Here is a 22,595-nt window from a genome sequence, read left to right as displayed (position 1 = left end):
TGGCTGCTTCTAAGCCAACATCCCAGCTGTCACGGCACTTCAACTTCCTTAGTGACTAAGTAGTACTTCGGGACCTTAGCAGGCGATCTGGGTTGTTTCCCTCTCGACCCTGGAGCTTATCCCCCAGGGACTGACTGCCGAGGTAAGGTGAACCGGTATTCGGAGTTTGGTTCGGTGGGGTACCCTTGGAAGGGCCCCCATCCGATTCAGTATCTCTACCCCCGGTCACTAATTTACTCGACGCTATCCCTCAAGATATTTCGGAGAGAACGAGCTATCTCCTGGTTTGATTACACTTTCAGTCCTCCCCACAGGTCATCCCCTCAGTTTTCAACCTAAGTGGGTTCGGTCCTCCACGCAGTTTAACCCGCGCTTCAACCTGCCCATGGGTAGATCACACAGGTTTCGCGTCTGCAGCAATCGACCAACGCCCTATTCAGACTTGGTTTCCCTTGGGCTTCGTTCCGTCAGAACTTAACCAAGCCGATTACCACAACTCGCCGGATCATTATGCAAAAGGCACGCCGTCACACATTAAAATAGTGCTCCGACCGCTTGTAGGCACATGGTTTCAGGTTCACATTCCTCCCCTAGCAGGGGTTCTTCTCACCATTCACTCACGCTACTGGTTCGCTATCGGTCGTTAGAGAGTATTTAGCCTTACGGGATGGTCCCCGCGGATTCAGTCCAGGTTTCACGTGACTGGACCTACTCAGGTGCTTCTAAGGTGAGACAATATTTTCGCGTACGGGGCTGTCACCCTCTGTGGCCGACCGTTCCAAGTCGTTTCACTAACACGTCTCAATCCCATATTGAAGTCCTACAACCCCGAGAAGGAAACCTCCTCGGTTTGGGCTATTCCGATTTCGCTCGCCGCTACTGACGGAATCGATTTTTCTTTCTGTTCCTCTGGTTACTTAGATGTTTCAGTTCACCAGGTTGTTACATACACACCTATGTATTCAGTGTGCTGTGGTCGGGAACCCCGGGATCATCGCTTGTGTGTCAACTTCCCCAGGCTTTTCGCAGACTTCCACGCCCTTCTCCTTCTAACGCCAAGACATCCCCCATGTGCCCTTAATAGATTGGCCACCGAAATCCCGAACTCAAAACGCGAACCCAAGCCACACTTTCTTGCGAAAGCGAACACAGGTACAACATCTTGGTTTCAAGCTTCAGTGCTATCTAGTTAACGATATCACACAGTGGCTCAGAGCTTCTCAATGAGAAACAACTGAACCGCTCAAGAATCCAATCAGAATCAAATCACTACAATCAGCTTCTTTCGAAACCCTCTTGCAGCAACGCTTCCGAAGAACTTATTACCCTACTGACAAATGCTCCTGAACCCCGGAAAAAGGCTCACTTACATCCGTCGCATGGTGCTCTTTTCAGATGCCAACTACCAAACAACCAAATTTTCAAAAATCAAGTTCCCGGATGCTCGCTAGGCGAGGACCCGAGAGACGCTGCCAAAAACAGCCGAGCAATCTCTTGCGTTAAGAGTTAGAGATCAGTCGGTCGATTTTGAGCGAGCGAGGAAGTTAGCGATGAGCTAACTTCGAGTCAAGTGGAAGAAGCGGTGAAATTTAAAATAAGTTTCAGAGCTGACTTCGACTTGTCTGCCGCGTTACAGAACGCTGTTCGACTCTCTTGGAGAGCCTCGCAGAGCCTTGCTCAGCGGCGGGACAGGAAAGATAGCGAGCCGGCGATTCTGGTCAACCTCAATCAGTCTCAATTCTGAAGAAAGTTTTGATTCTTCGTGAAGTGTTTCTGAGTGAAGTGTTCCAGAAGCAAACCGGGACTTCTCATCCCTGCTTGTTTCCAGTCACCCGCAGTGAAGCGGGTGTCCTTCAACTTTCGGTTCTCAGCACGTTCTGACTTGAGCCAGATTGTGAATTGAACCAAGTGGAGGTAGACGGACTCGAACCGACGACATTCTGCTTGCAAAGCAGACGCTCTCCCAACTGAGCTATACCCCCGTGATTTTGAGTTCCGAGGAGGAAGAGTGACATTCCGTTGTAAACGGGAACATTGCTCTACCACCTCGGCACTCGAGTGGGCGTGCCAGAACTCGAATCTGGGACCTCGTCGTTATCAGCGACGCGCTCTAACCAACTGAGCTACACGCCCGTCAGGACCACAGGACCTGATGGTTTCTGCCTCGCTTTCGTGAGGCGGGTCGGAAGTTTAGGAAGTTTTGGTTTGTTGTCAAACGCACTTTGGCGATGTTTTTGACCAATTTCTTTGATTCCGTGAGCGTTTTTTTCGTCTTCATGACGGGGAAGTCTTGAATCAACGTTCCCTCGAACCCCTGAATTCCGGCAAAATGCCGCTCCGACGTCCGCCTAGTCCGGATCGTTCGTTCCAATTCGATGTGCAAGTCAATCAAAAGGATTTGTTTAGCTGCCATGAGTAAACACAACCGTTTTCCCGCGTCCTGGTCGGTCCGAGGCTTTGTCCTCGGGGGCGGTTCGCTCGTTCTTTCCACCATGTTGGCGACAACTTCGTCTGCAGCTCCCCCATCGGCCGCCGCCGCTTTGGGGCTGAAACCGGTGCAAGATGGCGTGGAATATGAACAAGTCGAACCATCCGATGTCGAAAAATGCGAAGTTCGAGATATCGAACGCGATGATTGGTCGGGATGGGAAGTTTCCGGGGCCGACGGCACATTGCTTCGCCGATTTGCCGACACCAATGGCGACAAAAAGGTCGATCTGTGGTGCTATTTCCAATACGGCGTCGAGGTTTACCGCGATGTCGATGCCAATTTCAACGGAAAAGCAGACCAGTACCGATGGATGGGAACCGGCGGAACCCGCTGGGGCATCGACGAAAACGAAGATGGACAAATTGACAGCTGGAAGATGATTTCAGCCGAAGAAACCACTCGTGAATTGGTTGAATCGCTAGGAAACGCCGATGGAAACCGTTTCGTCACGCTTCTCGCATCGCCGAAAGAGCTTCAAACCGCAGGCCTGACCGGCGATCGTCTCGAAAGCCTGATCAAGAAGGCTTCCCGGGCGGCATCCAATTTCAAAAAGTTCGCTGCGACTCAAAAAGCGATCGGCCCGAAATCTCAGTGGATTCAGTTCGCCGCCGCGACACCCGGAATCGTCCCGGCGGATGACATCGGCGTCAAAAAGGACGTGATGGCGTACGAAAATGCCGTCGCGATGTACGAATCCAAAGGCCAATCAGGGCAAATGCTGGTCGGAACCGTAATCCGAATCAACGATGCTTGGAAACTGGTTGATCTGCCTGTCCTGGCAGAAACCGGCGAGCCAATTGCCCAGTCCAACGGCAATTTCTTCACTCCAGGAGGCTCTGCCACCGCGGGTGCGGGTGTCTCGTCCGCCGGAAACTCGAAGACACAAGAATTGGTCGGCGCCCTCGAAGCTGTCGACTCACAAATGGTCGGCGAAGGCGATCCCAAAGCCCTCGCAAAACTCAATGAACGCCGCGCCGACATCGTTGAAAAGCTAATTGCCGCCGCTGAAACTCCCGCCGAACGCGATACCTGGACGCGACAATTGGTCGATACCGTCAGCGTTGCGACCCAAAGCGGAACCTATCCTGGCGGCCTAAAACGCTTGAAAGACTTGGCTGCTTCGATGCAAAGCTCGAAGGGCGCCGCATCAGAAGCCATGCGTGCCTACACCGAATATCAACTGATCGGGACCGAGTACATCGCTCGCCAAACCGAAGACGCTGACTTCGCCGAAAACCAAGTTTGGTGGCTCGAACAACTCACCGAATTCGCCGATCGCTACCCGCAAGCTCCCGAAACCGCCGCCGCAAAGCTGCAATTGGCACTTAGCAAGGAGTTTGAAGACAAGGAAACCGAAGCACTGCGATTCTACAAAGAGGTCGCCAAAGACTTCCGAGGTACCGAAGCGGCCGAACGTGCCGCCGGCGCTGTCCGTCGCCTGGAATCCGAAGGCAAAGAAGTTGACCTGGAAGGCCGCACTGTTCAAGGCAAAGCATTCCGCTTGAGCGCCCTTCGCGGCCGTCCGGTCGTGCTTCACTACTGGGCGACTTGGTGCGAACCCTGCAAGAACGACATGAAATTGCTGCGTGGTCTACAAGCTCGTTACCAGCGTGCCGGCCTGCAAATCGTCGGAGTCAACATCGATAACCAACTCGAACAAGCGTCTGAATTCCTAAAGACGAACGCCCTGCCATGGGTGCACTTGCACGAGAACGGTGGATTGGAAGGCAGCCCACTCGCCAAGCAATTTGGCGTTCAAACCCTGCCGACCACCATGCTGATCGACTCCAAAGGACGCGTGGTGGATCACAACATCGGTGCAGCCGAATTGGACGACGCAATTGAAAAACTGCTGAAGTAAGCTTCGCAGCCAGAGTCATACGCAGTCAAAATCGATCGGTGAGCAACCTGGGTTGCTCACCGATTTTTTGTGCGCCGAGCACAAATCCCAGCTTACCGGAACCACGTGATTCGCCAACTCAAACGCCCTCGCCGAACACCAAGCCATCTTCCGTGATTCGATAGGGCACGATCGATTCCTCGCAAAAACTGCCGCGATGCTTCGCGATGTGAAGGGCGCGTCCCATCTTGTTCCCGTCGCGTGTTTTCCCCATCAAGATGATCGTGTTGGCATTGGACAGCACATCGCCACTCTGAATCGGCCGGGCAATCAAATCATCCAGCATCACCTCATGCGAAGTCGCCAGCAGCAAGCCTCCAAGCTGCTGATGGTCGTAGGCATGAGCCTCGATCCGCTCCGCGTTTTCGCGGAAGTGGACACGAAAGAGATCTCGGGCCAGCCAATCGTGCTCCTTGCGGAGAATCTGATTCTGGATGTATTCAATCAGCTCGAACTGAATTGACTCCGCCGCCCGATCCACCGGCTCCACCCCATCGATCACAACCCGCCGGACCCCATGAGCAAAGTTGCCATAGAAGAAGGCAATCGCACGGTCCAGTTTCTTGGCTCGCTCGGACGACCAACGACGCCAATCATCCGCATCCATGTCCGACGAAGTCACCCGTCGCCCCGAGTCGCGAAACAAGTGCATGCTGTCACGACGCATTTTTTCGCGGTCCCAAACCTCACCCAGCGCCACCGGTTCGTCCACGGCAGCCTCCGACAACTGCCACTCACCCAAACGTTTGGCGTACTCCGAATGGTTCTGAGAATCACCACGGGAGGTCAAGTCAAACACAATGCCGCTTTCGCCTTCTTGCGATTGCCCGTGTTTGGCGTACTGAATTCCGAGCTGAGTTTTGCCAATTCCGGTGGCTCCTAGAACAACCGTCATCGTCCCGGGCAACAAACCTCCGCCCAACATCTCATCCAACGCGGGGATTCCAGTTTGCAATCTCTGACTCATGGTGCGTCCATTCTCGCGGGGTTTCACTGATTCAAAAGCAGATGCTCGGCAGCGATTCGTCCGCTGTCCATAGCCCCCTGGATGCTGGGCGTTTGACAGTGGTCGCCCGCGATCCACACCCCTGCCCTGCTCTGCCCTGCCCCGCTGTCGTCTGCGGAAGGAGCTTCACCCGATGACGTTTCGGGTAGAGACACATTGCCGTCCTTCAAGTCCGCCCGCCGCCAGTCCTCCCACGCGGGTGACTTCACGACCGTGTCTAGCGACATCTTTGGCAGCGAATAGGGAACCCGAAAAACACGTAGCAACCGCCAACGCATTGCCTCATCGCCAAACCAATCCTTCAATTGCGATCTCACTCGAGAATCAAGCGATTCGTCGTCTAAACCGTCCGCGGGCTCCTGATCACTAGCAACACTGACCGATACCAACGCCTTGCCCGGCGGCGCGTACGACGGCGCCACATCACTCAACACCACCGCACTTTGAATCGGTCCCGACTCATCGCCCCGCAGCATCAACAAACGATTCGAGTCTGGTGATTGATCCGCCGCGTAATACAAATTGGTCGTTCCGAACCACGGCGTCGCAATCGACTCCATCCCCAACAGCCTCGCCGCCGCACCCGCGGGAGTCGCGACCACCAAGTGCCGACACATCACCGCTGTCCCATCAGACAACACCACCCGGTGCCTAGCTTGACCTGGCAACTCACCAGCAAATGCGGACCGCTCCGATTCGGACAATGGTTCGACCGACTGCACCGTGGTTTGATACTGGATCGACCCTCGAGGCAGCCGCTCCGCCAGTTGTCTGGGAATTGCTCCCATGCCATCAGCGGGAATCGCAATGTCGCCTCCGGCAAACATCCGAAAGACGAATTCCAACATCCGGCTGGACACAGAAAGCGATTCGTCCAGAAAAACTCCGCCTAGAAACGGACGAAAGAATTGGTCGATGATTCGTTCGCTGAAGCCGTCCGCACGCAAACGTTCGATCGTTGGCGATGCCGAACGCTCATACAAATCTTGCAGAGAACCACGATTGCTACTCCGACGCAAATTCGCGATTCGCAACTTGTCGACCAAAGAACCAACCGGGTTCATCGCCGAAGCAATCGCCGCCGTCGGTCTTCGCCAAGGATCTCCCAGCAGCCGGAATTGACCTTTTTGGCGAACCAAAGCCCCGGGTTCAAACCAGCACAAACGCAAAGCGTCGTAATCCAAAAACTGCTTGCACGCCGGGTACGCCGTCAGCAGAACTTGAAAACCATGATCCAGCGTGAAGCCATCGACCACGTCGCTGCGGACACGTCCTCCCACGCGATCAGTCGCTTCCAAAATTCGAAATTCGCGACCAGCGTCTGCCAAGACGAGACCGCATGTCAGCCCCGCCAATCCTCCACCGACGATCAATGTTTCAGTGAATGGTTGCTCGACGGATGATTCCGAACCACTCATATCAGGTGGTAACCTTTTTCTGTCAGTTTTTGAGTCAACGCCCGCTTGGCGGCGTAATCGCCGTGCACCAAACGAATCTCTTTGGGTGCATCGGCCATTCCATCAACCAACGCGATTAAATCTTCCTGATCACCGTGAGCCGAATACCCGGTCAGCTGATGGGTTTTGGCACGCACGTCGTATCGGCGACCGTCCAATCGCACCCAGTCGCTCCCGCGAGAAATGTAATTCCCGGGCGTGCCTCCGGCTTGGTAACCAGCGAACACGATGTCGGTTTCCTCCTGGCCGATGAACTCCTTGAGGTAATTGACCACCCGACCTCCCGTGCACATCCCGCTGCCGGCAATCACCACCGCCGGCAACTTGTGCTGGGACAAATACCGAACGGTTTCCTTGTGCTCCGAATGGCTGCCCACCGTTGTCAAGTTCTCAAACACGAGCGGTTGATCATCGGTTTCCAACGTCACTTGAGCCTCCTCGCCCCAGTGCGATTTCATCTCTTTGTAAAGAGCCGTGAATCGCGAGGCGAGTGGCGAGTCGACGATGACATCAACGCGTTTCATCAACGTTCGATGCTCAGTCTCTTGAATGCGTTCGAAGATGGCGTTGAGTTCATACAACAACGCTTGAGTGCGACCGAGTGAAAAAGCAGGCACAATCGTCACGCCTGAATCATCCAGCGTTCGCCGAACGACCGCCTCCAATTCCGCTTGACGATCGGCCTTGGGGGGATGCAACCGGTCCCCGTACGTGCTCTCGAGCACCAACAAATCCGCTCGCTCGGGGCTGACCGGCGGATTCAAAAGTGGGTTGGTTCCCGCTCCCACATCACCACTGAAAACCGCTCGCCGGCCGTCCGGCAATTCGATCTCGAACATGGTCGAGCCCAGCACGTGACCGGCCGGCAACAACCGGACCTTCACCCCGCCGGGGCAGTCATGCCACCGATGGTATGGAAGCGGCACCAACAACTTCCGTATCTGACCAAGAAACTGTTTGATCAACCGCTTCGAACGTGTGAATCCAATCTTCAACGCGTCTTCCATCACCAGCGGCAACAGCTTTGCCGTCGGTGCACTGCACAGAATCGGATGATCAAAACCTGCCGCGAGCAGATACGGAATCCGACCCGCGTGATCGATGTGCACATGGGTCAGCAACAGTGCTTGGATCCCTCGCAACGAAAACTCAATCTCAGGGTTGGGCTTCTTCCGAGCGTCTTCGCCTTGAAACGTGCCACAGTCAACCAACAAGCTTTTTGAATCATCGATCCAAAGTTGATGACAAGAACCAGTGACGCCTTCGCGCGCACCGTGGTGAACCAATTTCATAAGCGACATCAGAAGCAAGACTAGAAGAAACAGCGAGAGCGGTCCGTCACGCCCCCGCAGCACTTTACCACGCGGGGAACGCGCCGAGGGTCCGCAGCAATTTCGCCCTGCAGAAACGCCTACGCCCCAACCAAATGGCGAGCGAGCCAAACCCGCGATGACCAAACGTGTCACGCACCAGTCCGATGTGTTGGGTGTCGCCGCTTCTCTCCCCCACTCAACCACCGAGGACACCTCTCATGGCCAAATTTTACGTTCAATCAGGTACTTTCCGCAGTGTTGTCGCCGCCGATTCGGCTCGCAAAGCCGCTCTGTGGGCAGTCCACCAAGTCATGCAGCAAGTCCTGCCGACCGACGAAGACACCGATTCGCTGTCAGCTTCGGCGACCAACGAGACCTCGGCCCAAAAAACCTCGCCCAACCAGGCCACGGGCACATCGTCCGATCGAAACGACGGATCAACTCCGGTCGCGGTCTTGGACGGCCGAGTCCGCATCAGCGAACGTGGCTACGATCGCAACGACTGTGCGGAGATGCCAACCATGGAAGTCGTCGCGGAGTGGAACCAGATGGTGCTCACCCTTGATCGCCTGCAACAAATGATGCGGCATGGGTGATCCCCTCCGATTCGGGGCTGCGCGTTTTCGAAACAGATTTACGCACCTGCGCAAGACTTCAAACAAGTCTGTCGCTAGCCTATTGGGACGCTCGCTGGCACCCGCGAGTCACTTCCATTTGCGTTCTGCCATCCCCTCCGGACAGTCGATCGATGAACAACCAACTGCTGACCCAGCATCGACGCATCGCTCTCCTCACCGACGGCGCTTCCACACCATTTTTGGCGAAAACAGCCATCAGCTTGTTGCGATATCGAACGGCGGATATCGCCGCGGTGATCGATCGCGAACATGCGGGCAAAACATCAGCCGAGCTTTTTGACGCTGGCAACGCACCCGTTGTCTCATCGTGGTCTCCCGAACTGAACTGCGACGCGATCTACATCGGCATCGCACCTCCCGGTGGCAAACTTCCTGAGGCTTGGCGTCCGCAGTTGGAAGCCGCGATCCGAGCGGGCGTCGATGTTGTTTCTGGGCTGCATGACTTTCTCTCCGAAGACAGCCAGTGGTGTGAACTCGCCCAGCAGTCAGGTTCCCAAATCATCGACGTCCGAAAGAACCACTGGAAAGAAACCGCCACCGGCAAACCCTTTCGCGAAAACTGTGTTCGCATCCATGCGGTCGGGCATGATTGCAGCATTGGCAAAATGGTCACAACGGTCGAAATCGACCGTGGCCTTCAAGCCGCTGGAAAATCATCTCGCTTCCTCGCCACCGGCCAAACCGGAATCATGATCTCCGGCCGTGGCGTTCCAGCGGACTGCGTCGTGTCCGACTTCGTCAACGGAGCCGTCGAATACTTGGTTCGAGACAACGAAGACGCAGACTTCTTGCTCGTCGAAGGACAAGGCAGCATCTCTCACCCGGCTTACTCTGCCGTCACGCTGGGACTGCTTCACGGATGCGCCCCGCAAGGATTGGTGTTCTGTTACGAAGCCGGTCGCAGCGAAGTCAAAGGGTTCGATGGTTGCGCCATCCCACCGCTTGAGAAACAGATGCGAGCCATCGAACAACTCGCGAATTTGCGTGGGCCGAGCAAATTCATCGGAGTGTCAGTCAACACTCGAAAGCTTTCACCCGGCGAAGCCAAACTCGAGGTCGAACGAGCCGAACACCGTTTTGGTTTGCCTGCCTGCGACGTCTATCGCGACGGTGCCGACAAACTGGTTCGAGCCTCGTTGGAACTCCAGGCCGCTTGCGTTCCCAGCGTCCTGCAGGAGACCGGAGCGTGAAGCTGAACCTCCACGCCATTCGCTTACCCCTGCGTGACCCCTTCACGATTTCACGAGGAACCATCATCCACCAAGACAGTTTGGTCGTCGCGTTGGAACATGATGGAATCACGGGCTACGGCGAAGTCACCGCGAACGACTACTACGGTCACACCATTTCAGCGATGAGCGAGGCTCTCGATGGCCTCAGTGCAGACGACTTGGCGATGTGCTTCGAGGACACACCCGAGAACAACTGGCATCACCTCTCAGAACGACTCGCCGGTGACATGTTCTCGTTGTCAGCGTTGGACATGGCCAGCCACGATTGGCACGCGAGAAATTCGGGAGCGACGCTTTGGCATCACTGGGGGCTGACTTGGAACCCCGATTTGCAATCGAGCTTCACAATTGGAATTGATTCCGTCCAAGAGATGCGGCGAAAGCTGGATGCGGACTCCGGTTGGGACCTCTACAAAATCAAGTTGGGCACCGATCACGATCTGGAAATCATCCACCAGCTTCGCCAGTGCACCGAAGCCACCTTCCGGGTCGATGCGAACTGTGCCTGGTCAGCTCAACAAACAATCGACTACTCCAAAGAACTGCGGCACCTGGGCGTTCAATTCATCGAACAACCCCTGCCCCGCTCCGCCGATCCGGCTGACAAGCAACGCGTGTTCGAAGAATCATCGCTTCCGATCATCGCGGACGAAGACTGCCAAACCGAAGCCGACCTGGAAACGTGCTTTCAGTTCTTTCACGGGATCAACGTCAAGCTTTGCAAGTGCGGCGGACTGACCCCAGCTCGCAAGATGCTGACCGAAGCCAAACGCCGCGAAAAACTCACCATGGTGGGCTGCATGGTGGAATCCGCCGTCGGCATCAGCGGTGCTGCCCAGCTCGCACCGCTGCTTGATTTCGCCGACTTGGACGGAGCAAATTTGATCGCGGACAGCCCTACCCGCGGCGTCGAAGTTCAATGCGGTCGCCTACACATGCCAGCCAGCCTCGGCACCGGCGCAGAATTGGTTCCGACCGCCCTGCCCCAATTCCTGATCCAGTGAATCACTCGGCAACTCTCTGCTTCCTGCGATTCGTTTCACCAAGCCATTCCATACGGCCATGAATCACAAACTGCTCTCCCGCCACTTCGTTCACAAACGATCCCTCGCTTTCCCAAGTTGGCTAGCTGGAATCGTGTTGGCGTTCATTGCCTTGACGGCCCTGCATGCCGACGAGCCCTCTGCGGCAAACCGTGCCGGGCACGACTACAGTCAACTCATTGAGCAGTTAGCACAAACGATCCGTTCCGAGATGGAACAGAAGCAAATCCCAAGCTTCTCGATCGCTTTGGTGGCCGACGGGAAAGTCATCTCGTCCGAGGGCTTTGGATTTCAGGATGCGGAAAAGACCATCCCAGCTTCCGGCAAAACGGTTTACCGAGTCGGCTCGATCTCCAAGTTGTTGACCGACGTCGCCCTGATGCAATTGGTCGAACAAGGCGAACTTGACTTGGACCAACCAGTTCAAAAGGTGTTGCCTGAATTCAAGATCGCCGATGACGAACACAGCAAAAAAATCACGCTGCGACAACTGACTCAACACCGCGCCGGAATCGTTCGCGAGTCGCCCGTAGGCAACTACTTCGATCCCACCGAACCAGGTCTGAAAGCAACCGTCGCCAGCCTCGCGGACACCCCACCAGTTTATGAGCCAGGCACTCGGACCAAGTACTCCAATGCGGGTGTGTCGGTCATCGGATTGGCTGTTGAGCGAGCCGCGGGATCGTCGCATCCAAACTATGTCCAACAACACGTGCTCGAACCGCTGGGGATGACGCACACCAGCTTCGAAAAGAACGAAGCTTTAGCGGAACACACGGCCGATGGGTGGATGTGGGGCTATGACCGCCCCGCGTTTGCTGCCCCCGAATTCCTGCTTGGCACCGGCCCTGCCGGAAACCTGTATTCCAGTGTCGAAGACCTGGCCCAGTTCAGCTTGTTCGTGATGGAGCAGCATCCCGAGAAAATCCTGGAGGACGCTTCCCTCAATGAGATGATCCAACCTGGGGTGACGCCTGACGGAAAACCACTGCCCTACGGAATCGGTTTTCGCGTCAGCGACTTCCACGGCCATCGCCGCGTCGGCCACGGAGGAGCCGTGTATGGATTTTCAACTCAGCTCGAAATCCTGCCTGACGCGAACATTGCCGTCATCGCCGCCAGCTCACTCGATGGAACGAACAACTGGATCACTCGCATTTGCAATCAAGCACTTGAGGGCATGCTCGCCGTCCAAAACGACCAAGACCTCACTCCGCCCGTTTCAACCGAACCAGTGCCCCGCTCGCGAGCCCGCAGCTTGGCTGGCGTCTACTCCTCCATGCCCGGCGAGGCTTCTCGAACGGTGACCGTGGACTGGATCGGCGATCGGTTGCTGCTGTGGAAAGGAACGTTCCAACGAGAAATTCGCAGTCGCTCGGACACGGGCGAATTGGTGCTGGACGACCGCTTTGGGTTTGGCACATCGATTCGACAAGACCAATCATTCCTGGTGATCGACGACAAGACCTACACTCGTCTTTCGGATGCTCCTCCACCAGAAATCCAAGACGAATGGCGCGACCTCATCGGTGAATACGGTTGGGACCACAACACGCTCTACATCCTGGAACGTCATGGCCAGCTCCACGCTTTGATTGAGTGGTTCTATTACTACCCGCTCGATGAAGTCGCCGAAGATCGTTTCGCGTTTCCCGATCACGGGCTCTACCACGGCGAAGAATTGTTCTTCCGGCGAGATGACTCCGGCGAAGTCACGGAAGTCATCGCGGCCCAGGTTGCTTTTCAAAAACGCGAGGTGGGAACCAAAGCTGGCGAGACGTTCAAAATCAAGCGGGAACTACCCGTCGACAAATTGCGTGAACTCGCCGATTCCGCCAAACCACCTCACGAAGAAGGCAACTTCCGCCCGTCGGAATTGACCGAATTGACCACGCTCGATCCCAGCATCGAACTGGACATTCGGTACGCGACGACGAACAACTTCATGGACACGGTTTTCTACCAGCAGCCGCGTGCGTTCGCTCAACGCCCTGCCGCTGAGGCAGCCGTGAAAGTGCACCAGCAATTGGCAAAGCAAAACTTGGGTTTGCTCATCCACGATGCCTACCGACCATGGCGAGTCACCAAGATGTTTTGGGATGCGACTCCCAGCAAAATGAAAAACTTTGTCGCCAACCCAGCCCAAGGTTCTCGCCACAATCGAGGTTGCGCGTTGGACCTGACTCTGTTCGATCGATCGACGCAACAAGTCATTCCGATGGTTTCCGGCTACGACGAGTTCAGCAAACGGTCGTACCCGTTGTATCCCGGCGGAACCCAGCGACAACGTTACTACCGCGGTCTGCTGCGACGAGTGATGCAGTCCGCTGGTTTCCAGGTGTACGAGTACGAATGGTGGCACTTCGATTTTGATGGCTGGCAACAGTACCGAATCGGCAATCTTTCCTTCGAAGAAATTGCCAACTGAATCCCCTACTCCATCGAGGTAGTGGACCACAACTCATCGATGAAGGTCGCGTCCGACGGACCATGGCAGAATCAAAACTCTCGCCAGCGGTATCACCAACGCGATCACCATCGCGACCGGCAAAAACGCTGGCGTCCAGGTTCCCCATGAGTTGCCCAGGACAATTTGCTCGGGCAGCAGGCCCAGCAAAACAGCGGAGAGCAACACAACGGAGAAGCACCACACCGCGACTGATTTTCCGATCCAGGCTTTGGGCGTTCCCGGTTGCCGAAGGGCTTGCATGAAAGCCATCACGACCATGGCCAGTTTCACCCACAGCAACCGAGGGATCCAGTCTGGAATCTGCAGAACGCCAAGCCGAAATTCCTGCAGCATGACCTCCCACTCATGGTGGCTGACGAACCAAGATCCCAAGCGATAAGATCCCCAGATCAAAAGCCCGCTGGACAAGAACGTGACCGCGGCGGTGACCCTGCGATCGGCCATCAATGCCATCCACAGCATGGCGACACCGCGTCCCACCAGAATCGTGGTTGAGAACAAAGCAATCGCGAGTGAGACCCGAACGCCCATGGCAATGGAACTCACTCCGGTACCCGACGCCATTGACTCGGACCATTGGTTCCACACCGGCTGATTGGACGGAATTGCAAAGGCACCCAGCACGCCAAACGTAACCACCGACGCCAACAACACCAACCGTGTTGTTCGCCACACTTTGACTGCTGCCAAGACTTCTCGCGAAACCGGGCTGACCGCCAACAACAACGGCAACGCCCTGCCCTGCGACCCTCGTCGCATGCCGCTGTGCTCTCCCCAACCGCCCGCTGTCGACAACGCGGTGTACGTCAGCACAATCAAACTGGCGACCACCACGGAAGCAAAATTCAGTGGCAAACAAGCCAACAACACAAGCGTTGGCACACCAATGCATGCGATCATGGACCATCGCATCGCCCGTGACTGACGACTATCAAACCACGCCAGCGCCGACGTTTGCCCACTTCTCCTCACCGACGCACCCATACCGAGAATCTGTTCGCCGATCGAAGAGAAGAACTCACGGACTCTCGCCGTGATCGAACCGGCATCATCCAGTCCATATGAGTTGGCTCGAGCCAGTTCCAATGATCGATACGTGATCCAAAGAGTTCCTCCCCAAAGCAAGAGCAACGGCCATGGCAAATACCCCAGCAACAACCATTTCGGATGCCCCGCATCCAACGCCACAAACGGCCAACACATTGCCATGTATCCGGTCGGCATCAGCACCAGCAAGGTAAGTCCCCGATACCCGTTCCAAGAGAATGGCCGCCAACAAAACGCCAACACGGCCATGGATCCGGTGCCGAGTGAGATCCACAGCGCCGGATAGACCCAAAAATCATGCTGGTTTTTGTCCGCGAGTGAAAACTCAACCGCGATCGCAATCATCAACAACGAGATCGCAATCGCCGCATGCCGAGCCACAGCAGCGACCAACAACAACCGACTCGATGGGATTGGACTGCGCAGCAGAAATGCATCGAACCCCGAGGCTTTCCGCTCGACGTCTGGACCCGACCAATCAACCGCGAAGATGGACCACAACAGCAATGGGCTGTGCGTCACCGCCATCACCGCCACAATCGCGTTGGACGCCAATGAATCGTCCGCCGAAAACAAACGATGGATCCACGCGGCCATGACGACACCAACCAAGGACAGCAACCAAAGCTTGGTCCACACGCCGCCCCAGCGAGCCCAAAGCAATCTCGCCGCAGCGAGACTGTCCTTCTGCCAATCGGTCCGGCGGTCGCTTTCGAACTTGTCATTCGTGGGCAAATCAGTCCGCGTCGATCGCTGAATCGGTGATGTGCTCATGACGAAGTCTCCATCGCTGCACCTTCACGACCGGATGTTTGGTCATCGCGAGCCTCTGCCGTCACGGATTGCCGCGGGGCTCGCACATGAGCTTCGAACAATCGCTTCAGCGTCACGTGACGGCTTTCGATCCATTGCCAATCGGGCGGCAACGCGGTCGGCGACAACTCGGATTGCCGAGGCACCAAAAGCGACCATTCACCGTATTCCTGATGCCAGCCCAAACCTGCTTCCACCGGACAATCTCTTCGAGCGTGCTGCGTCGTGATCGTCTCGTCGCGCGATCGCAAGATCCACTCTTCGTAGCGTTCGTCGACCGCCATCATCGGCATGGATTCAATCAGTTTGCCCTGATGCATGATCGCGACTTGGTCACACACTCGGCTGACTTCGTCGAGCAAGTGGCTGCTGAAGATCACGGTCCGGCCTTCCAAGCTGACCGTTCGAATGATCGCTTGCAAAATGTCATCGCGAGCGATCGCATCCAGCCCGCTGCCAGGTTCATCCAAAACCAACAAGTCCGGCTTGTGAGCGATCGCGGCAATCAAACCCGCTCTTGCTCGGCCGCCCTTCGACAAAGATCGCAGCTTGGCGTCCGGTGACAACTCGAACCATTCACACAACTCCGACGCGTACGCTCGATCCCACCTCGGATAGATCGCTTCGCAAAATCCCGTCAAGTCACGGACTCGCATCCAAGTCGGCAAGCTGTCTTCTTCGGACAAATACCCAATCCGTCGCATCACTTTTTCGCGATCGGTGATCGGGTTGCATCCCAGCACACGGACACTTCCGACTCGCGGTTGATGCAAACCCAACAAGTGACGCAGCAGCGTTGTCTTGCCGGCGCCGTTGAGCCCCAGCAATCCGAACACGGTTCCCTGCGGGATCTTCAGCGAAACATCGTTCAGTGCTTCCGTCCGGCCAAATCGTTGACTGAGGTTTTCAACCACCACGGCATCTGGCACTGACGCTTGAACATTGTTCATGACGATTCTCCCCGTTTGCGTTGCAACTCTTCATCGCGACGGAGAATCCATTGCGACAACTCTTTCGCATCCACGCCCAGCCCCTGCGAGAGCACGAGCAATTGATCGATCGCGGGCTCAATCGCTTCCCGCTTCCCTTTCGCGGACATCGACGTCGGCGATGACGAAACAAACGTGCCTCGGGTGCGACGTTTCTCGACCAAGCCCGCTTGTTCGAGTTCGCGATACGCTCGCGCGATGGTGTTCGGATTGACTCGCAATCGCTCCGCCAACGTTCGGATGGCGGGCATCTCGTCTCCGCCGGAAAGCTGGCCCGACAGAATTCGATGTCGAATCTGCTGGACCACTTGCTGATAGAGCGGCACGCCGTCGTCGGATAAATGAATCTGCACAACTGACCCCTTGTGTTAACCCATTGATACAACTGTCACGGCCACGAGTCAACTGTTTTTTTGAATTTCCGCCTGACGGTCCGTCGTGCTCAGGTCGGAGACCGGTGCTCGTGCTCGTGCTCGTAATCGAAACCACGAGCACGAGCACGAGGGCGAGGGCGAGGGCGAGGGCGAAGCAGTCAACATTTTTTCAAATTGTTTAGACAAATGACTCGCCGGGGCGCATCCTGTTGTTTGATGAGCCATTCCATCCCCTTTTCGAAACGCGTTTTTCAGTGCCTTGACCACATGGTGGTTCACGGCGGAGACGCGGTCGCCGGCCTGATCGACCTGACGTCGACTCGGATGGTGCGGTTTGCCACGACGATCACGCGAAATCAGCACGATGCGGAAGACGCGGTGCAAACCGTGTTGGTGAAAGTCACTGAGCGGCCGCGGCTGGTCCGCGATGCCGACCAACCGTGGAATTACTTGCTTCGAATGGTCCGCAACGAATCGCTCCTAATCACCCGGCGCAAATCTCGCTGGAGTTTGGTCGACAACCTGACCGACCTGCTCACCGTCCGGCGAGTCGATGAACTGGAGCAAGAAGAAACCGTCCGAGAGGTTTGGCGAGCCCTACGAAAATTGCCCACCGAACAGAGCGAAGTGATCGTGCTAAAAATCTGGGAACAAATGACGTTCCTCGAAATCGCTGACGTCCTGGAGATCACCCCTGGCACGTCGGCCAGTCGCTATCGCTACGGGATGCAAAAGATGACCCAGCTCTTGCGTGGCGACGTCGAATCGGAGGTGCCCACTCATGGCTGATCGCAACTCATTCCCGAACGACCGCTCGTCGGATCCAGGCGGCGAACACAACCGAAGCAATCACGGCTACGAATTGGACAACTGGCAACTTCAAAACGGCGATTCCGTTGAGGACTTGATTCGCACTGCGGGTCGCTACGTCCGTCCATCGTCAGAACTTCGTCCACGAGTTCTTGAATCCGTTCGCCAACAAAATCAAACACGACAACAAACCGGCGGAGCACTCGGAATGCTCGGTTTGGGAATGGCCGCCATGTTGTCGTTTGTTTGGGTGGGCCAATCAATGCAATCGATCGCCCCCCTTCCGCGGATGAGCAGCGACGAAGTGGAACAAGAGGCGGTGATGCGATCATCACGGACCAACCAATCACTGGACTGGGCATTGATGGAAGTGATGGATCAACATCGTCCAGCCAAACAACACCGCGCAAGCACCGAGCCGACTCAAGATTCGGGAAGCCAACGATGAGCGACCCAAACTCGACGCCGCCGGCGACTTCTGATCCGCCATCAAACGTCTTCCATGACGGTCTGGCCGCCGCGGTAATGGCTCGCGTCCCCATCCATTTGGGATCCGGCGGCAGTGTTGACGGATTGCTGACACTGGAAAAAGTCGAGCTACTGAAACGGCAACCCGCGGCAGAATGGCCGCCCCGTTACCGAGCCGCTCGAGAGGTGTTCGACCGCACCGGAAACATGCAGATCGTTTTGGACGGTTTGACCCACGACACGCGATCCGAAAAGAAACTCTCTCGTTTGCTGTGGGGGTCATGCATTTATCTGATGACCCTGGCAGTGATCGGCTACTTGGGTTTGACATTCTTCACGTACTTCATCGGCCCCAGCGTCAACGCTCTGCGCGCCGACATGCAATTAGTCCCTTCCACTCCGCAAGCTCCGCACTCAGATCCGATCGTGGATTTTCTGCCAAGCGTGCTGGCCGTTGCTCCCTTCGTCCTACTGGGTACATGCCTGTTGATCTGGATCACCGGTGGTGTCTCACGATGGGCCGCTCGACTCGGAGGATCGGCGTTTATCCGCGACAACGCATCCGCCGTCGCGATGCGGTTGATCGCCGCGATGGCCAAGACCAATGTGCCAGCTGAAGAAGCCGTGAATCTAAGTTGCGATCTTCTCGATAGCAGGCCTGACACTCGCAACCAAGTCCAGACCACGCTTCGCGGCCGCGTGCTCAACGCTTCCTCCGAAACCACCTTGCTGCGACTGGGGACTCACTTCAAAACGAGTGCTTCCAATCGCATGAGCGTGTTGAAAGTCGTGCTTCCAATCGTGCTGACGGCTTTGATCGGCGGCACTGGAGTGATGGCATACAGCTTTGCTTTGTTCAATCCGCTAGTGTCGCTGATTCACGACCTTTCCATGCCCACTCGGGACCTTCCCGCTGGCAACCTGCCGAAAACGCTAGCTCCAACGCCGCCCGCTGCACCTCAACCCATCGCGCGAGAAACAAACGATCCAAATGAGGCCGGTTCCTTCGTTGGCGCAGTCTCACCACGGCATACGAACGAGTTAGCAATTGAGCTTCCCGGAACTGAGCTTCCCGGATCACAACGCGAGCAAGGCGACCGTTTGATGGACTTCCAAGTCCGTCGACCACAACGGGCCAACACCCAGGTGGCGGAAGCTTTCGTCCAGCCAGGAGTGACATCATGAATGACACTCCGGATGAAGAAGTGACTCCTGAACTGGTTGCCCCCGGAACACCTGGGCTGCAACACGTTCGAAAACAAATCGAACAACTGCTGTCGCGACGATCCATGATCGCGTTGCAACTGCATCAAGCTGCTCAGCAATCTGTTGGCCATGTGGCTCAGCAAATGGAATTGATGAGCCGCTGGTTCGACCAACCGGTGACCGCCGACGACGTGCTGCATCACCCCGAAGCACTTGCGATCTGCCAACCGATGCTGACGAATCCTCCAGACAACCGCTCCGCTGAGGTTGCCGACGAGAAGACCAGACTCGAAGACGCGGTTCGGCGATGGGAAAGCACATTGTCCGGCCGACCAACCCGAAATCGCTTGTGGGTCATTCTCGTTTACCCACTGGTTCTCGCCTTCGCCAGCATCGCGATCTTGATGATCATCTGCGTGCTGCTAGTACCAGCCTTTGAAGAGATGATGGACGAGTTCGGCTTAGAGTTGCCGTTGCCTACCAAAGTGGTTTTCGCGATTTCTCACTTCACTCGCGACTATGGCTTGGCGTTGCTGCTCACCATCATCGCAGTTTTTGTGGTCGTGCAACTCATTCGCTATCGGTCTCGCCGGATCGGCCAACACCCGCCGTGGGTTCGATTGAGCCATCGCCTATTCACACCCGCCCGACTGGTTTGGGCATCGTGGGCTGAACATGTTGCGATGATGTTGGACGTGGGCCTGACCCGACGGGAGGCCTACCAGATCGCTGGTGAAAGCAGTGCTCCGGGATGGATGTCAAACCTCAGCGAAGGATGTGTTGAAGCAATCGACGACGGTCGAACACCTTTGACAGGACCAACACACATCCATGGCAAGCCGTGCCATCTGATGATCCACGCCGTGCAAACCGAACCGGTCCAACAGCAATCCAACTGCATGCGAGATGTCGCCGCCATCTATCGCGATCGCGAACGACATCGACGCCGCGACATTTTGATTTGGGTATCGCCGATGATCGTCTGCATGCTGGGAATGACCATCGGCTGGGTGATGACAGCTCTTTTCATGCCACTCGTCCAACTCATCAGTGGGTTGTCATGAACACTTCATCCACACCAACGCACGACAACACACCCGATGGCTTGTTGGCTCTTTCATCGATCCCGCAGCGAGCCCTCGTGCGAACGTTGCTGGTCGCTCATCAAGAACGCACGAATCCCGCGAAGTGGGTGCATCTTCTCGCAGCCGAATTCGGTGGCCCCGTCGGAATGCGAATGAACCATTTGGCGATGCTCCTGAAAGCGGGCACGCCCGTTGCGGATGCTCTGGAACAAACACCGGGCATCTTGGCTCCCTCCGGCTTGATGGCCATTCGTTTGGCAAGCGAAACAGGAACCCTGAGTGAAACCTACGAAGCATTGATCTCCGATCAAGGATTGGAATCTGAATCCACCGATTCCAGTTGGCAGAATCCGCGATCCGAGTTCACTCGCGTGCTGCTCGGATTCATTGTCGCTTGGTTCATCCTGACATTCATGATGATCTTCATCATGCCGACTTTTGAAAAGATGTTCGAGGAGTTTGGATTGGAACTCCCTGCGATCACTCGTTTGCTGATCTCGGTCAGCCATCGTGGAGGCGAGTTCTTCTTTTTTGGCGTCGCAATTTTCGCGATGCTGTTCCTGGGACGCTTGCTGTTCTTTGGAGAGAAACGTCCCCAACGATTCAATCCGTTTCGATGGCACGAACGCTTCGTTCCGCCTTCGGTCAACCTGCTGTCACTGCTAGCAATCGTGGTCGGTTCCGGCCGGCCGATTGCCTCGGGACTGGAAACCCTTTCGAAGTGTCATCACGTTCCCCAAACACGACGTCGACTCGCCGCGTCATGCGAACGAATTGAACGAGGCGAAGATCCCTGGGCAACGCTGGCCAGCGAAAAAATCCTGACCACCAAAGAATCCCGAGCGTTATCGGTGGCCGCGTCGAGCGATGTCCAATCCTGGCTGCTGCAATGGCTAGCAGAATCTCGCTTTGACCGACGTTCGATTCGCCGTCACCTCCTGACGCAAGCGATCGCGTTGGCCAGTCTGTTTCTGCTGGCCGCTGTCGTGGCTTGGGTCTGCATCGCGATCTTCCTTGTCCTCACCAGTCTGATCGGAGCCCTCGCGTGATGAACCATCGCTCCACAAGCCGAACCTCGCCATCGCGAAACGCCTTCACGATGATCGAATTGGTGGTCGCCGCCTCCATCATGATCGCGCTGATGTCAGTCGTTACCTCGTTGACGTTTCGTATTCACGGGGTTTGGAAAGACACCAACCAACAACGCATCGCGACCTGGGCAGTGTCCAGCGAACTCGAACGGATCACGTCTCTTCCGGCGGATGAAATCGCAACCGCTCTGGAGGAACTCGAGGCATCGGTGGAACTCCAAAATGCGTTGACTCAACCCGAGTGGTCCGGCGACTTCATCGACGATGAACTCGGCCCACGGGTCGCTCTGCGATTGGATTGGAAACGCCGCCATCCGGGCACACCTCTCGAACTGGTTGGCTGGGTTCTGGACACAACCGCCAAAGAGGAGACGTCGCAATGAACCGCTCTCTTCAACGACACGCTCATTCCTTGGTTGAACTGATGATCGTGCTCTCGGTGCTTTCATCCCTGATCACTGTTTCCATCGGCTGGATTCACCAATCCATGAAACTCTCGAAACAAATGCACTCCCGGCAGGCTCACCAAACCAACCTGACACGCTTGACACGGATCCTCCGGGACGACGCCCGCGCCGCCAACGCCGCTTCGCTTGACGGCCAAACGTTGACGCTGCCCTCGTTGCAAGTCGTGTATCAAGTCGAGGGCCCAGTAATTCAGAGGACCGAACAAATCGACGCAAGCACCACGAGAACGGATGTCTTTGAACTGCAACCCGGTTCTCGCGTGCACTGGATCGAAACCGAACTGCCAACGGCCATCACACTGCAAGTCAAACGTTCCAGTGGCACGCCGATCCCAAGTCGGTTGCCACCATCGGACGATCCGAATGCGGCAAACTCAGACACAACCGATCGCAACGATCTTCATTTGCGAATGGAACTGAATCGATACGCACGATTTGGAGTGAAGCCATGAAACGCACAATGCCTGAACAGCCTCATCCCAGCGACATGCCGCTCTCTCCCTCCAACATTACCTCCACTCTTCACGCTCCCTTTGGAAGGTGGTCGGGCAGTTTGTCGAGGCCGCGTTTTAGCTGGTTTCAGCATTCGAGAACCTCTCCCGAAACGAAGTTTTGGGGGAGGTCGAGCGACGCCGTTCAGGCGTAAGCGAGGGTGAGGGCCGAGCATGGGAAACGGTGCGCACTACCCTCCCCGG

Annotated in this window: 18 protein-coding genes, 2 tRNA genes and 1 rRNA gene (1 of these 21 running past the window's edge); 12 read left to right on the top strand and 9 right to left on the bottom strand. The window is 56.1% G+C overall.

The window, feature by feature from the left end:
- From B2R17_RS05830 to B2R17_RS05820, 3 genes are all read right to left on the bottom strand, one after another.
- Positions 1 to 1,091, bottom strand: a 23S ribosomal RNA gene (locus tag B2R17_RS05830) (its annotated part extends 407 nt beyond the left edge of the window); the annotation flags it as partial.
- A gap of 818 nt (positions 1,092 to 1,909) precedes the next feature.
- Positions 1,910 to 1,982 (bottom strand) — tRNA-Ala (locus tag B2R17_RS05825).
- A 77-nt stretch (positions 1,983 to 2,059) separates the two neighbouring features.
- Positions 2,060 to 2,133, bottom strand: a tRNA-Ile gene (locus B2R17_RS05820).
- Between the two features lie 278 nt (positions 2,134 to 2,411).
- Between B2R17_RS05820 and B2R17_RS05815 the strand changes: the two genes are divergently transcribed.
- Positions 2,412 to 4,352: a TlpA disulfide reductase family protein gene (locus B2R17_RS05815; protein WP_286763231.1), complete on the top strand. Its 1,941-nt coding sequence runs from the start codon at positions 2,412 to 2,414 to the stop codon at positions 4,350 to 4,352.
- 118 nt (positions 4,353 to 4,470) lie between these two features.
- On the opposite strand, the gene B2R17_RS05810 is transcribed toward B2R17_RS05815, so the two are convergent.
- Genes B2R17_RS05810 through B2R17_RS05800 form a run of 3 tightly spaced genes read right to left on the bottom strand, consistent with a single transcriptional unit; the run spans position 4,471 to position 8,155 of the window.
- Positions 4,471 to 5,358, bottom strand: coding sequence for an RAD55 family ATPase (locus B2R17_RS05810; RefSeq protein ID WP_286763230.1), 888 nt, complete (start codon positions 5,356 to 5,358; stop codon positions 4,471 to 4,473).
- Between the two features lie 23 nt (positions 5,359 to 5,381).
- Positions 5,382 to 6,815, bottom strand: a complete 1,434-nt coding sequence (locus tag B2R17_RS05805; RefSeq protein ID WP_286763229.1) for an NAD(P)/FAD-dependent oxidoreductase — start codon at positions 6,813 to 6,815, stop codon at positions 5,382 to 5,384.
- On the bottom strand, positions 6,812 to 8,155 hold the full coding sequence (locus B2R17_RS05800; RefSeq protein ID WP_286763228.1) for an MBL fold metallo-hydrolase: 1,344 nt from the start codon (positions 8,153 to 8,155) through the stop codon (positions 6,812 to 6,814). The genes B2R17_RS05805 and B2R17_RS05800 overlap by 4 nt, the downstream gene beginning before the upstream one ends.
- A gap of 230 nt (positions 8,156 to 8,385) precedes the next feature.
- On the opposite strand from B2R17_RS05800, the gene B2R17_RS05795 reads away from it, so the two are divergent.
- The 4 genes from B2R17_RS05795 to B2R17_RS05780 all read left to right on the top strand — a co-directional run bounded on the left by B2R17_RS05795 (position 8,386) and on the right by B2R17_RS05780 (position 13,508).
- Positions 8,386 to 8,763, top strand: coding sequence for a hypothetical protein (locus B2R17_RS05795; protein ID WP_286763227.1), 378 nt, complete (start codon positions 8,386 to 8,388; stop codon positions 8,761 to 8,763).
- A gap of 152 nt (positions 8,764 to 8,915) precedes the next feature.
- Positions 8,916 to 9,995, top strand: a complete 1,080-nt coding sequence (locus B2R17_RS05790) for a DUF1611 domain-containing protein (protein WP_286763226.1) — start codon at positions 8,916 to 8,918, stop codon at positions 9,993 to 9,995.
- Positions 9,992 to 11,041 (top strand): dipeptide epimerase, encoded by a 1,050-nt coding sequence (locus tag B2R17_RS05785; protein WP_286763225.1) that lies wholly within the window; start codon positions 9,992 to 9,994, stop codon positions 11,039 to 11,041. Before B2R17_RS05790 ends, B2R17_RS05785 begins: the two co-directional genes overlap by 4 nt.
- A 58-nt stretch (positions 11,042 to 11,099) precedes the next feature.
- Complete coding sequence (locus B2R17_RS05780; RefSeq protein WP_286763224.1) at positions 11,100 to 13,508, top strand: serine hydrolase; 2,409 nt, start codon at positions 11,100 to 11,102, stop codon at positions 13,506 to 13,508.
- Positions 13,509 to 13,541: 33 nt separating this feature from the next.
- Here the strand turns inward: B2R17_RS05780 and B2R17_RS05775 are convergent, their stop codons facing one another.
- Genes B2R17_RS05775 through B2R17_RS05765 form a run of 3 tightly spaced genes read right to left on the bottom strand, consistent with a single transcriptional unit; the run spans position 13,542 to position 16,752 of the window.
- Positions 13,542 to 15,371, bottom strand: a complete 1,830-nt coding sequence (locus tag B2R17_RS05775; RefSeq protein ID WP_286763223.1) for a hypothetical protein — start codon at positions 15,369 to 15,371, stop codon at positions 13,542 to 13,544.
- On the bottom strand, positions 15,368 to 16,360 hold the full coding sequence (locus tag B2R17_RS05770; protein WP_286763222.1) for an ABC transporter ATP-binding protein: 993 nt from the start codon (positions 16,358 to 16,360) through the stop codon (positions 15,368 to 15,370). The genes B2R17_RS05775 and B2R17_RS05770 overlap by 4 nt, the downstream gene beginning before the upstream one ends.
- On the bottom strand, positions 16,357 to 16,752 hold the full coding sequence (locus B2R17_RS05765; protein WP_008671697.1) for a GntR family transcriptional regulator: 396 nt from the start codon (positions 16,750 to 16,752) through the stop codon (positions 16,357 to 16,359). The genes B2R17_RS05770 and B2R17_RS05765 overlap by 4 nt, the downstream gene beginning before the upstream one ends.
- Positions 16,753 to 16,989: 237 nt before the next feature.
- Between B2R17_RS05765 and B2R17_RS05760 the strand changes: the two genes are divergently transcribed.
- Genes B2R17_RS05760 through B2R17_RS05730 form a run of 7 tightly spaced genes read left to right on the top strand, consistent with a single transcriptional unit; the run spans position 16,990 to position 22,352 of the window.
- Positions 16,990 to 17,562: an RNA polymerase sigma factor gene (locus B2R17_RS05760; protein WP_236616136.1), complete on the top strand. Its 573-nt coding sequence runs from the start codon at positions 16,990 to 16,992 to the stop codon at positions 17,560 to 17,562.
- Positions 17,555 to 18,031, top strand: a complete 477-nt coding sequence (locus B2R17_RS05755; protein ID WP_286763221.1) for a hypothetical protein — start codon at positions 17,555 to 17,557, stop codon at positions 18,029 to 18,031. Before B2R17_RS05760 ends, B2R17_RS05755 begins: the two co-directional genes overlap by 8 nt.
- On the top strand, positions 18,028 to 19,236 hold the full coding sequence (locus tag B2R17_RS05750; RefSeq protein ID WP_008671693.1) for a hypothetical protein: 1,209 nt from the start codon (positions 18,028 to 18,030) through the stop codon (positions 19,234 to 19,236). Before B2R17_RS05755 ends, B2R17_RS05750 begins: the two co-directional genes overlap by 4 nt.
- The gene (locus B2R17_RS05745) at positions 19,233 to 20,321 is read left to right on the top strand and encodes a type II secretion system F family protein (protein ID WP_286763220.1); all 1,089 of its coding nucleotides are present in this window, start codon (positions 19,233 to 19,235) and stop codon (positions 20,319 to 20,321) included. Before B2R17_RS05750 ends, B2R17_RS05745 begins: the two co-directional genes overlap by 4 nt.
- Positions 20,318 to 21,391: a type II secretion system F family protein gene (locus tag B2R17_RS05740; protein WP_286763219.1), complete on the top strand. Its 1,074-nt coding sequence runs from the start codon at positions 20,318 to 20,320 to the stop codon at positions 21,389 to 21,391. The genes B2R17_RS05745 and B2R17_RS05740 overlap by 4 nt, the downstream gene beginning before the upstream one ends.
- On the top strand, positions 21,391 to 21,816 hold the full coding sequence (locus B2R17_RS05735) for a type IV pilus modification PilV family protein (RefSeq protein WP_286763218.1): 426 nt from the start codon (positions 21,391 to 21,393) through the stop codon (positions 21,814 to 21,816). The genes B2R17_RS05740 and B2R17_RS05735 overlap by 1 nt, the downstream gene beginning before the upstream one ends.
- A complete protein-coding gene (locus B2R17_RS05730) occupies positions 21,813 to 22,352 on the top strand; it encodes a hypothetical protein (RefSeq protein ID WP_286763217.1) in 540 nt (179 codons plus the stop codon). Before B2R17_RS05735 ends, B2R17_RS05730 begins: the two co-directional genes overlap by 4 nt.
- Positions 22,353 to 22,595: the final 243 nt, after the last annotated feature.

Source organism: Rhodopirellula sp. UBA1907 (assembly GCF_002337565.1).
GTDB classification, from domain to species: Bacteria; Planctomycetota; Planctomycetia; order Pirellulales; family Pirellulaceae; genus Rhodopirellula; species Rhodopirellula europaea.
Note: the sequence above shows the minus strand (reverse complement) of the source record. Positions and strands in the feature narration are given on the sequence as shown.

What these genes read in the sequence shown, in the direction of transcription:
- B2R17_RS05810 (WP_286763230.1), bottom strand. Translation starts at nt 5,358, where the DNA reads ATGAGTCAGAGATTGCAAACTGGAATCCCCGCGTTGGATGAGATGTTG.
- B2R17_RS05730 (WP_286763217.1), top strand. Translation starts at nt 21,813, where the DNA reads ATGAACCGCTCTCTTCAACGACACGCTCATTCCTTGGTTGAACTGATG.
- B2R17_RS05735 (WP_286763218.1), top strand. Translation starts at nt 21,391, where the DNA reads ATGAACCATCGCTCCACAAGCCGAACCTCGCCATCGCGAAACGCCTTC.
- B2R17_RS05745 (WP_286763220.1), top strand. Translation starts at nt 19,233, where the DNA reads ATGAATGACACTCCGGATGAAGAAGTGACTCCTGAACTGGTTGCCCCC.
- B2R17_RS05770 (WP_286763222.1), bottom strand. Translation starts at nt 16,360, where the DNA reads ATGAACAATGTTCAAGCGTCAGTGCCAGATGCCGTGGTGGTTGAAAAC.
- B2R17_RS05775 (WP_286763223.1), bottom strand. Translation starts at nt 15,371, where the DNA reads ATGAGCACATCACCGATTCAGCGATCGACGCGGACTGATTTGCCCACG.
- B2R17_RS05750 (WP_008671693.1), top strand. Translation starts at nt 18,028, where the DNA reads ATGAGCGACCCAAACTCGACGCCGCCGGCGACTTCTGATCCGCCATCA.
- B2R17_RS05805 (WP_286763229.1), bottom strand. Translation starts at nt 6,815, where the DNA reads ATGAGTGGTTCGGAATCATCCGTCGAGCAACCATTCACTGAAACATTG.
- B2R17_RS05740 (WP_286763219.1), top strand. Translation starts at nt 20,318, where the DNA reads ATGAACACTTCATCCACACCAACGCACGACAACACACCCGATGGCTTG.
- B2R17_RS05800 (WP_286763228.1), bottom strand. Translation starts at nt 8,155, where the DNA reads ATGTCGCTTATGAAATTGGTTCACCACGGTGCGCGCGAAGGCGTCACT.
- B2R17_RS05815 (WP_286763231.1), top strand. Translation starts at nt 2,412, where the DNA reads ATGAGTAAACACAACCGTTTTCCCGCGTCCTGGTCGGTCCGAGGCTTT.
- B2R17_RS05760 (WP_236616136.1), top strand. Translation starts at nt 16,990, where the DNA reads ATGAGCCATTCCATCCCCTTTTCGAAACGCGTTTTTCAGTGCCTTGAC.
- B2R17_RS05755 (WP_286763221.1), top strand. Translation starts at nt 17,555, where the DNA reads ATGGCTGATCGCAACTCATTCCCGAACGACCGCTCGTCGGATCCAGGC.
- B2R17_RS05795 (WP_286763227.1), top strand. Translation starts at nt 8,386, where the DNA reads ATGGCCAAATTTTACGTTCAATCAGGTACTTTCCGCAGTGTTGTCGCC.
- B2R17_RS05780 (WP_286763224.1), top strand. Translation starts at nt 11,100, where the DNA reads ATGAATCACAAACTGCTCTCCCGCCACTTCGTTCACAAACGATCCCTC.
- B2R17_RS05790 (WP_286763226.1), top strand. Translation starts at nt 8,916, where the DNA reads ATGAACAACCAACTGCTGACCCAGCATCGACGCATCGCTCTCCTCACC.